This window comes from Ferrimonas futtsuensis DSM 18154 (assembly GCF_000422645.1).
In the GTDB taxonomy this organism is placed as follows: Bacteria; Pseudomonadota; Gammaproteobacteria; order Enterobacterales; family Shewanellaceae; genus Ferrimonas; species Ferrimonas futtsuensis.
Genome location: NZ_KE383896.1, coordinates 347,840 through 357,565, shown reverse-complemented (window position 1 = coordinate 357,565; position 9,726 = coordinate 347,840). Strand labels below are relative to the sequence as shown.

Genomic DNA, 9,726 nt, shown 5'->3' with positions numbered 1-9,726 from the left:
CGCCTAGCCCTCTGACCGAGTCGCGTAGCGGCTCTAAAACGAGAAAAGCCCCGTTCTTGCGAACAGGGCTCTTGAATGTGGTCGGTGATAGAGGATTCGAACCTCTGACCCTCTGGTCCCAAACCAGATGCGCTACCAGGCTGCGCTAATCACCGATTTCGTTTCATTCGGTTACCGAACTCAACGGCGGCCTATGATAGCGACTTTCTTAGGATGCGCAAGCGCTCTTTAAGGAAATTTGGCTAAGTGGCTAATTTACAGACCGATGTTCTTAAAGAGTTAACTTTATATGCAATAAAGGTATTAAAAGTTCCAAACTGATTCTTTGTGGTTATTAGCGATGGCTCTAAGCTGTTCCGATGCTGACAAGGGAGAATCTGGTGAGCCTGATAACTTTACCCAATCGTACCGGCAGGGTGGCCATAGTGGGTGCCGGCCCCGGCGATCCTGACCTGTTGACCGTCAAGGCACTTCGCGCCATTCAGGGAGCCGACGTGGTGCTCTATGATGCGTTGGTGAGTGAGCCCATTCTGGCACTCATCAATCCGGATGCAGAGCGTGTTGCCGTGGGTAAGCGCTGCGGCCGTCACTCCATGTCTCAGGAGGAGATTAACCGACTGTTGGTGGCCAAGGCATCCTCCGGCGACCGTTCGGTGGTGCGCCTGAAAGGAGGCGATCCGCTGATGTTCGGCCGTGGCGGTGAGGAGATGCTCGCTCTGCGAAAGGCGGACATCGATTACGAAGTGGTGCCCGGCGTCACGGCTGCCACGGCGTGTGCCTCCTATGGCGCCATTCCCCTGACCCACAGGACCCTGTCTCGCGGGGTGACCTTTGTCACCGGTCATGGCATGGGCGGTGAGCCCATTGCCGACTGGTACAAGCTGGCGCTCAGTCATCATACCTTGGTGATCTACATGGGCGTGGCCCGGGCCGGAACCATCGCCATGGGGCTGATGGAGGGAGGCTTGTCCAGTGACACTCCGGTGGCCATCGTCAGCCGAGCCAGCCAGCCTCAGCAGACGGTGGTGACAGGCAGTCTCGGAGAGTTGGAACAGCTGGCCTCCGATCCTTGCGTGCAGACACCGGCCGCCTTGATCGTCGGTGACGTGGTGTCTTTGCATCACTCGCTGGATTGGTTCAGTGCAGAGCTACTGGGGGAGGAAGTCGTCCAGCAGCAGTTTGGTTAACGACTCGCAGTACTCTTCATTGGCAGGCTCGGTGATCAGCCGGGCCAGTTCATCTCCTACCTGGGTAAAGCGGTAGTACCTCAGCCTGAGACGGGCGCTCTTGGCCACAAACTTCATGGTATGACCCTGACAGCGGATCAGCATGGCCTGCTTGGCGGGCAGGGGGCCGGTCTCCAGTTCGGTGGCGAACAACAGACCGAGATCCCGCAGTGTCAGTACTGTCGAGTAGGGCAACCCCTGGCCTGACAGATTGAGCGTCTCCTGGCGGGCTGAGCTGAAGCCGCCAAAGCCCGCTTCCCGGCGATAGCCCAGGATCACCTTGTGGCTTGGGTCCCCATTGAGCTGGCATGAGATCGCCACGGTTCGGGCAAATTGCAGCGCCTCTCTCTGGGTCATCCCCTTCAGAGTTTCCAGAGTCCGCAAGCCGAAGCTGCCGGGAAGACTCAACTCGGTGGCCAGAATCTGAGCCCACAGCTTCTGCATACTGCCGTTGTGGATCTGCTCCGCCATCTGACAAAATTGAAACTGCCAGTCTGGATCCAGCTCCTTGTTGCTGACGGCGTTGCCAGCCAGTCCAATGGCCTGTTTCACCACGGTTTCCAGGTTTTGCTGCCGTTGCTCCTGCCAGTTTTTCAATCGAATTTCGGTGCGCTGGGCCAGGGCGCCGGCGGTCTCTGCGTCATTGCCGGTCAAGCCGATTCGCCGCGCCAGGGTCACGGCTTGCTGTCTTGCAGTGCGGCTGCTCTCCCGCTTTGGCGGGGCGGCCATGATCTTGTCAGTCATAGGCTCAGGTCTGTGTGGCGGGGAACAGGGCGCCCCAGCGTGTCTCATTACCCGGCGCAGGTGTCGCCGGAAGGCTCAGGGCCGCCAGCAAGGAGCACAGGCCGATCCCCGCCCCAATATAAAACACCAGAGCCGGAGAGTGTAGCCACACCAGTCCCAGAAGAGCCGGAATCACCACGGCAGCGATGTGGTTGATGGTAAAGCTGATTCCTGCGGTTGCGGCGATCTCGTCTGGATCGGCAATCTTCTGGAAGTAGGTCTTGATGGCAATGGCCATGGCAAAGAACAGGTGATCGATGACATAGAGACCAGCGGCCAGGGTCGGGTGCTCCACGTTGGCGTAGCTGATAAACACCAGAATCAGACCGACGTATTCAATCATCAGGGTACGCCGCTCACCGATGCGACCAATCCACTGGCCGATGCGTTTGGCAAACAGCAAGTTAAACAGGTAGTTGATTAGGAATAGGGCGGTGATCTCTGTAACGCTGTAACCAAATTTTTCCACCATCATGAAGGCGGCAAACACCATGAAGATCTGCCTGCGGGCGCCGGAGAGGAAGGTCAGCAGGTAGTAGAGGCTGTAGCGTTTACGCAGCAGCAACCGCTTCTGCTGCGGGGCGTCCTCGGTGAACTGAGGAAAGCGCGCCATGCAGTAGAACACCATCAGCAATCCCAGTCCGCCTACCAGGGTGTAGACCCACTCGTAGGGCAGCCCCAGGCCGGTCATCAGCAGCCAGATGCTGCCGTACCCCAGCAGTGCGCCCGCAGCCTTGACCGACAGCGCCTGTCCCAGAAAGGCGGCGGCTTCTCCTTTGGGCAGCCACTGCAGCGTCAGGGACTGATTGCAGGTTTCATAGTAGTGGAAGCCCACGGACATCAGCACCGTGGTGCAGTAGAGTCCCAGTACCGACGGAAACCAGCCCGTCAGCGCCACTCCGACGCAAAGCAACAACAGCGAGATAAGGGCAAACCTCTGCTCGCGGATCACCAGCAGCACCAGGATGGCGGTGAAGGCGAGAAATCCCGGTACCTCCCGCAGGGACTGCAGCAGCCCAATCTCCTTGCCGGTAAACGACGCCACCTCCACCACGAAGTTGTTCAGCAGCACCTGCCAGACGGCAAACACCAGGGACATGATAAAGGTCATCATCAGCAACAGTTGAGGACGGGTTGGAGTCAAAATGGCGGGCCTTATCCAGAGAGAGGGGGTCTCTATCCTAGGGGGTAGCCAGGGCTGGAACAAAGGGTTTTTAATACTGACCCAACGAATTGCGTAACTGAATTTTGCCGATGGCAAATTGTAACAAGATTGTGGTCTGTTTTGTTAACGCCCCCTGGCCGGACTAGCATTAGGGGTATGAGACTTTTGATGCTCGGCCTCATTTTTGTGCTGCTTGGTGGATGCATGTCGACCCCCCAGCCGACTGTGTCTGCCCCGGTGTTGGCTGACTCCGCCTTTGCCGAGGTGGAGGATGTGATCACGCAGGATCAACTGTTTGCCCTGGACCGGGACATGCGAAAGTTCACCTCCAAGGCCGGACGTACCTCAAGCAGTACGGCGATGCGCATCGATATGCTGGCAGAGCTGGTCAGCGTCAAACGGGGGTTTGAGTACGACAACAGCGTTACCCAGATCGCGTCGCAGACCTACCAACTGCGTTCGGGCAACTGCATGTCCCTGGTGGTGATGACGGCGGCACTGGCCAAGGAACTTCACCTCGAGGTGGAGTACCAGTTGGTGAAGTCGCCGCCCATCTGGGATCGTCGTGGCGGCATCTATCTGGTGAATGACCACGTCAACATCAAACTTGAGGCCATTGCTCAGCCCGGTGACTGGTCTCCGCTGGGAGGAAACAGTACGGTGATCGATTTTCTCCCCAGCAGCCAGGTCCGGGGCTACCGGGTGGTGAAGTTGTCTGAATCCGAAGTCCTGGCCCGGTTCTTCAGCAATCTGGCGGCAGAGCACATAGTGGAGGAGAAGCCGGATCATGCCTACCACTATCTGAAGCAGGCTCTCAGGCTTGATCCGCAGATGAGCGCCGCCTGGAATACTCTGGGGGTTTTGTATAAGCGCCAAGGCATGGAGGAGGAAGCGGAGCAGGTGTATCGCTATGTGATGGAGTTGGGCATCGACCCACTGCACAGCATGCACAACCTGGCGGTATTGCTTGCCTCCCAGGGGCGGCTCACCGAGTGGGCCAAACTGCATCGCCAGATAGAGTTGAGTCGTTTGGATAACCCCTTTTACTACTTCGATATGGCGGAAGCGTCATACAATCGAGGCAATTTTAGCCAGGCCCTAAGCCAGTACCGCAAAGCGGTGAAACTCGCCGATTATCATCATGAGTTCCATTTCGGGCTTTCCAGGGCCTATTTCCAACTGGGCCAGCTGGATGACAGCCAGCGGGCCCTCACCGATGCCATCAAGTTGGCACCGCGCACTGAGAAGGAGCGCTACCAGCTCAAACTCAGGGCGTTCGAGCACTGAAGGGTGAAAAAAAAGGTTGGCCGAGGCCAACCTTTTTCTTATCTGGCTGAGTCTCAGCCCTGATCCTGGTAACGCTTGGCGGAAGAGAGGATCTCTTCACGAGCGGCGGCCGCGTCGGCCCAGCCTTCCACTTTCACCCACTTGTTGGGTTCCAGCTCCTTATAACGCTCGAAGAACTGGGTGATCTGCGCCTTCAGCAGGGCAGGGACATCATCCACGTCCTGAATGTGGTCATACTCCTGAGTCAGTTTGGTGTGGGGAACCGCGATGATCTTGGCGTCTTCGCCGGACTCATCGGTCATGTTCAGCACGCCAACGGGACGGCAGCGAATCACCGAGCCGGGTGCCAGAGGGAAGGGGCTGGGCACCAGCACGTCCACAGGGTCACCATCCAGGCTCAGGGTTTGGTTCACATAGCCGTAGTTGGCCGGGTAGAACATGGGTGATTTCATGAAACGGTCCACAAACAGGGCACCGCTGTCCTTGTCCACCTCGTACTTGATGGGGTCGTGGTTCGCCGGGATCTCGATGATCACATAGATATCGTCCGGAAGAGATTTACCCGCGGGTACGTGATTCAGGCTCATAGATTTTTCCTTAAACAGCCAGAGTGTTGATTGGGTCAGCCTTCGCGGTGATAGCGCAGGCAGGTGTTGACCTCGTCTGCCGACCCCAGGATCACCGCCACTCGCTGGTGGATCTGATCCGGTTGAATCTCCATGATCCGCTCATAGCCGGTGGACGCCTTGCCGCCAGCCTGCTCAACCAGGAAGCTCATGGGGTTGGCTTCGTACATCAGACGAAGTTTGAACGGTTTGGCCGGGTTTTTGGTGTCCTGAGGGTAGGTGAACAAGCCACCACGGCTCAGCACACGGTGTACGTCGCCAACCATGGCGGCGATCCAGCGCATATTAAAGTTGCGGCCGCGAGGGCCCTCTTTGCCCTGGATCAGGTCGGCGATGTAGCGTTGCATCGGTGCCTGCCAGAAGCGTTGGTTGGACATGTTGATGGCAAACTCACCGGTCTCGGCGGGCACCTCAACACGCTCATCAATCAGGATGAACTCGTCGGCGTTGGGATCCAGGCTGAACATCAGGGTACCATTGCCTGTCGTCATGGCCAGCACGGTGGCTGGGCCATAGAGCATGTAACAGGCACAGCTCTGGTTGACGCCGGGCTGCATAAACGCCTGCTCGTTCACCTCACCCTCTGGGGCCGGCAGCACGGAGAAGATGGTGCCTACCAGGGAGTTGATGTCGATGTTGGAGGAGCCGTCCAGGGGATCGAAGCACACCAGGTACTGACCGGCGTCATTGGCGGGGACCACATCGGTTTCCTCTTCGGAGGCGATCCCTTTCACCAAAGGACTGGCAGCCAGCTTTTCCTTGATCAGGTCGTTGGCGATGATGTCCAGCTTCTTCTGGGTTTCACCCTGAACATTTTCAGTTTCGGCGACGCCCAGCACCCCGGCCAGGGCACCACCACGAACCAGTCGGCTGATCTCTACGCCGCACTCGGCCAGGGTCATAATCAGTTGTTGTAACTCGGAAGTTAAGCCCTGTTTAACCAGGGACTCGTGTAGGCGTTGCATGCAGGGTCCTATCTTTATGATTGGCTGGATTAATTAACCGGCAATGATAGCGAAAAATGTGATGAGATGCAGCGTTAAACGCCGCTTAAGATGGTGGGACAGCGCGATCTGACCGAAAAAAACGAGCTGAGTGAATTTTATTCGCTTGAGGCGGGTAACAGTTTTGTTTATAACAGGTCGCCTAGGGATGGAAAGCTGGGTGATTGAGCACCGCAGAAGAAAGACACAATTATTAGATTAGGGGTATGCCATCGTGTTTGGGAAAGCCAATAAGAAGAGCCGTTCCGGCCTGACCTACTTCGCCCAATCCAGCCGCCTGGAGGGCAGTCTCCACATCGAGGGCGACTGTGTCGTCGACGGTCGCATCGAAGGCGAATTGACCGCCACCGGCTTGGTGGTAGTAGAGAGCCAGGGGGAGATCCACGGCCGCGTGGTGTCTGACCAGTTGCAGGTGGAGGGACGGATCGAGGGCAAAGTGCAATGCCAGCGTCTGACCATCAGCGCCACCGGAACCGTCGAAGGGGAAATTGTTACAGATAAAATCGAGATCTTTAACGGCGGTCAGTTTATCGGTACCCGGGTTAAAGATGGGCCGAAGCTGCTGGAGAACAAGCTGGATGAGGCCCAAGAGGCCTGATATCCGACCATAAAAGCCGGCAATCTAAAGCGACGCTTTGGGTGAGCCGGTTTGTGATTCCCTCCGGTTTTGTGGACAATCCTGCCATTCGACTCTGCAGGATGACAGACCATGAAACCACTGATTCTGGCCGGGCTGGCCCTGGTGTCCGCCCTGGCTCAGGCCCAACCGCTGACTCTGGAGCGCCTTGTCAGTGAGCCGGCGTTGGCCGGTTCCCAGCCTTTTAAGCCCGCCCTCTCCCCTGACGGCAAACGCGTCACCTGGCTTGCCCCCCGAAACGATGACCTCGAGCGTTATGACCTGTGGCAGTACAGCCTGGAGAGCGGTCAGCGCAGCCGGCTGCTGGACTCCACCCTGTTCGAGGAGGGAGAGCTGTCCGAAGAGGAGAAGGCGCGCCGTGAGCGTCAGCGCATCTACGGCAAGGGGTTGCTTGAATATGACTGGGACAGTCAGGGCAAGGCGCTGCTTTTTCCCATCGGTGGCGACCTGTGGCTGTATCGTCTGGATGGGGAAAAACCCCGTCAGCTGACCCGCACCGAGGCGTTCGAAACCGACGCCCGCTTCTCTCCCAAGGGCAACTATGTCTCCTTTATTCGCGACCAGGAGCTGTACGTCATCGATCTGGCCAGTGGCAAAGAGCGCCGGTTGACCAGCGGCGGTGAGGGTCCTCTAAAGCATGGCATGTCCGAGTTTGTCGCCCAGGAGGAGATGGATCGGATGAGCGGCTACTGGTGGGCACCCGATGAACACGCCATCGCCCTGCTGGAGGTGGACGAATCCCCGGTGGAGCTGGTGATCCGCAACGAGATCTACGCCGATGGCATCAAGCTTACCGAACAGCGCTACCCCTATGCGGGAGAAGACAACGCCAGGGTGCGGGTCGGAGTGGTCAGCCTGAGTGATGGCCAACTGACCTGGATACCCGGTGCCGAAGACAAGGGCGGCTACCTGCCCAGGGTCAACTGGCGCGCCGACAGCCAGGCCCTGACCTGGCAGTGGCAAAGTCGTGATCAGCAGACCCTGCAGTTATGGCAGTGGTTGCCGGCGTCCAACAAACGCAGCCTGCTGCTGACTGAAACCAGCACCAGCTGGGTCAACCTGGCCGATGATTTGCGTTTTCTTAAGCAGCGTCCGGGCTTCATCTGGAGCTCAGAGCGCAGTGGTTTCCGCCATCTCTACCTGATGGATGCCAGCGGCAAGCTGGTGCGTCAGCTGACTGACGGTGACTGGTCGGTGGACGCCCTGGAAGCGGTGGACGAAGCCGGTGGCTGGGTCTATTTCAGCGGTCGCAAGGACACCCCGATTGAACGCCATCTCTACCGGGTTTCCCTGGAGGGCGGCAAGGTGGAAAAGCTCAGCCAACGCCAGGGCTTCCACGCAACCGTGTTCAGCAAGGATGGCAGCGTCTATCTGGATCACTTCTCCTCCAACCGGCAGCCGCCTCAGCTGAGCCTGCACAAGGCCAGTGGCGAGCGGGTCACCTGGATCGAGGAAAATGCCATAGACAAGGACCATCCGTTGGCCAGTTACTGGGGCGATTGGACCCAGCCAGAATACGGCACCCTCAAGGCGGACAATGGCATGACCCTGCACTATCGCCTGTTCAAGCCGCAGGTGGAGCCGGGCAAGCGCTACCCTGTGGTGGTGCGGGTCTACGGAGGCCCCGGGGCGCAAACGGTGAAAGACGCCTGGAGTCGTCACGACTACTTCACCCAGTACCTGGTGCAGCAGGGTTACGGGGTGTTCCAGCTGGATAACCGCGGCTCCACAGCCCGTGGCCACGAGTTCGAGAGCCAGATCTACCGTCACCTGGGCAAGGTGGAGGTGGAGGATCAGATCACCGGAGCCAAATTCCTGCGCAGCCTGGAGTGGGTGGATGGGGATCGCCTGGCCATCTATGGCCACAGCTACGGCGGTTATATGGCGCTGATGGGCCTGTTCAAGGCTGGGGAGTATTTTGCCGCCGGTGTCTCCGGCGCGCCGGTCACCGACTGGGGCCTGTATGACACCCACTACACCGAACGTTACCTGGCCCATCCGGCGGAAAACACCGAAGGGTACAAGGTGTCGGCGGTCTTCCCCTATGCCAAAGACCTCAAAGGCCAGCTGTTTGTCTATCACGGCATGGCGGACGACAACGTGCTCTACCAGAACTCCACTCAGCTGTACAAGGTGCTGCAGGATGCCGGCAAGTTGTATGAGTCCAAGGATTATCCTGGCTCCAAGCACTCCATGCGAGGCAAAAGCGTTGGCCTGCATCTGATGGCCACCATCGAAGATTTCCTCAATCGTCGTTTGTAGTGGCTTTGAATATAAAAAAACCGCCGAAAGGCGGTTTTTTTATCTCTGCGGCTTGGCCTGTTTTCGTTTTTGCCACCAACGTTTGCCCAGGGTCAGGGCGATGCCGGCGGCAGCCAGGTAGCAGGAGACCAGGGCCACCGGCGGCGGCAGAAAGGTCAGAATGCCCACAAACAGGGCGAGGCCAATAACGGGTGTCCACCAGGGGCCGGCAAACAGGAACACCATCAGCAGATAGGGCGCGATGAGTGCCATCAGCCCGGTAAAGCCATACAGCAGCGCTAGTGTAGTGTTGTCCATCAGGGGTCACCATCAGAAGATAAGGGCATCACCAATAAGCGCCATCAGCCCGGTAAAGCCATACAGCAGGGCTACAGTGGTGCTGTCCATTGCGTTGGCTGGCCTTAGAACATCAGCAGGCGGTTGCTGTAGAGGATCAGCCCAATCAGCACCACCGGCAGCAGGTTGGCCAGCAGGGAGAACACGCCGCTGCTGCCAGCGCCTTTGCGCAGGGCGTTGAGGCTGCTGCCAATTCCCATCAGGTTCACCACGAAGCCGATCATCGCCACCACCAAAGCGGCGATCATCGCCCAGCCGCCGGCGCCGCCCATCATATGGGCCACCTCTTCGGGCGTCTGGACGAAGACATAGGGGGCGAAGGCGACGAAAAAGGCGGCCAGGTACAGGGCCATGGCGATACCAAAACGTTTCAGGCCGTGGTTGGTGGGGTTCACAGGTC

Annotated in this window: 10 protein-coding genes and 1 tRNA gene; 4 read left to right on the top strand and 7 right to left on the bottom strand. The window is 58.3% G+C overall.

Annotated elements, in window-relative coordinates; genetic code table 11:
* Positions 1-78: 78 nt before the first annotated feature.
* Positions 79-155, bottom strand: a tRNA-Pro gene (locus G505_RS0119295).
* Positions 156-380: 225 nt separating this feature from the next.
* Here G505_RS0119295 and cobA point away from each other — a divergent pair.
* On the top strand, positions 381-1,187 hold the full coding sequence (gene cobA / locus G505_RS0119290; RefSeq protein ID WP_028111021.1) for a uroporphyrinogen-III C-methyltransferase: 807 nt from the start codon (positions 381-383) through the stop codon (positions 1,185-1,187).
* Here the strand turns inward: cobA and G505_RS22080 are convergent.
* The gene (locus tag G505_RS22080; RefSeq protein WP_051216481.1) at positions 1,149-1,970 is read right to left on the bottom strand and encodes a TIGR03899 family protein; all 822 of its coding nucleotides are present in this window, start codon (positions 1,968-1,970) and stop codon (positions 1,149-1,151) included. The genes cobA and G505_RS22080 overlap by 39 nt on opposite strands.
* A gap of 4 nt (positions 1,971-1,974) precedes the next feature.
* A complete protein-coding gene (locus tag G505_RS0119280) occupies positions 1,975-3,123 on the bottom strand; it encodes an MFS transporter (protein ID WP_051216488.1) in 1,149 nt (382 codons plus the stop codon).
* A gap of 255 nt (positions 3,124-3,378) precedes the next feature.
* Here G505_RS0119280 and G505_RS22075 point away from each other — a divergent pair, with 255 nt between their 5' ends.
* Positions 3,379-4,461 carry a tetratricopeptide repeat protein gene (locus G505_RS22075; RefSeq protein ID WP_169628233.1) on the top strand — a complete coding sequence of 361 codons (1,083 nt, stop codon included), beginning with the start codon at positions 3,379-3,381 and terminating at the stop codon, positions 4,459-4,461.
* A gap of 53 nt (positions 4,462-4,514) precedes the next feature.
* Here the strand turns inward: G505_RS22075 and ppa are convergent, their stop codons facing one another.
* Together ppa and G505_RS0119260 are read right to left on the bottom strand one after the other, a co-directional pair.
* Positions 4,515-5,048 (bottom strand): inorganic diphosphatase, encoded by a 534-nt coding sequence (gene ppa / locus G505_RS0119265; RefSeq protein WP_028111019.1) that lies wholly within the window; start codon positions 5,046-5,048, stop codon positions 4,515-4,517.
* Between the two features lie 35 nt (positions 5,049-5,083).
* A complete protein-coding gene (locus tag G505_RS0119260; RefSeq protein ID WP_028111018.1) occupies positions 5,084-6,052 on the bottom strand; it encodes a class 1 fructose-bisphosphatase in 969 nt (322 codons plus the stop codon).
* 253 nt (positions 6,053-6,305) lie between these two features.
* Here G505_RS0119260 and G505_RS22070 point away from each other — a divergent pair, with 253 nt between their 5' ends.
* Positions 6,306-6,689, top strand: coding sequence for a bactofilin family protein (locus G505_RS22070; protein ID WP_035385561.1), 384 nt, complete (start codon positions 6,306-6,308; stop codon positions 6,687-6,689).
* A 111-nt stretch (positions 6,690-6,800) separates the two neighbouring features.
* Positions 6,801-8,990: a S9 family peptidase gene (locus G505_RS0119250; RefSeq protein ID WP_028111017.1), complete on the top strand. Its 2,190-nt coding sequence runs from the start codon at positions 6,801-6,803 to the stop codon at positions 8,988-8,990.
* Positions 8,991-9,029: 39 nt separating this feature from the next.
* Here the strand turns inward: G505_RS0119250 and G505_RS0119245 are convergent, their stop codons facing one another.
* Both G505_RS0119245 and G505_RS0119240 read right to left on the bottom strand, forming a co-directional pair.
* Complete coding sequence (locus G505_RS0119245) at positions 9,030-9,287, bottom strand: hypothetical protein (RefSeq protein WP_028111016.1); 258 nt, start codon at positions 9,285-9,287, stop codon at positions 9,030-9,032.
* A 104-nt stretch (positions 9,288-9,391) separates the two neighbouring features.
* Positions 9,392-9,721: a hypothetical protein gene (locus G505_RS0119240; protein WP_028111015.1), complete on the bottom strand. Its 330-nt coding sequence runs from the start codon at positions 9,719-9,721 to the stop codon at positions 9,392-9,394.
* Positions 9,722-9,726: the final 5 nt, after the last annotated feature.

Bases quoted from the DNA above. Each gene is read 5' to 3' on its own strand.
- G505_RS0119260 (WP_028111018.1), bottom strand. From the start codon at position 6,052: ATGCAACGCCTACACGAGTCCCTGGTTAAACAGGGCTTAACTTCCGAG.
- ppa (WP_028111019.1), bottom strand. From the start codon at position 5,048: ATGAGCCTGAATCACGTACCCGCGGGTAAATCTCTTCCGGACGATATC.
- G505_RS22080 (WP_051216481.1), bottom strand. From the start codon at position 1,970: ATGACTGACAAGATCATGGCCGCCCCGCCAAAGCGGGAGAGCAGCCGC.
- G505_RS22075 (WP_169628233.1), top strand. From the start codon at position 3,379: ATGTCGACCCCCCAGCCGACTGTGTCTGCCCCGGTGTTGGCTGACTCC.
- G505_RS0119250 (WP_028111017.1), top strand. From the start codon at position 6,801: ATGAAACCACTGATTCTGGCCGGGCTGGCCCTGGTGTCCGCCCTGGCT.
- G505_RS0119280 (WP_051216488.1), bottom strand. From the start codon at position 3,123: ATGATGACCTTTATCATGTCCCTGGTGTTTGCCGTCTGGCAGGTGCTG.
- G505_RS0119245 (WP_028111016.1), bottom strand. From the start codon at position 9,287: ATGGACAACACTACACTAGCGCTGCTGTATGGCTTTACCGGGCTGATG.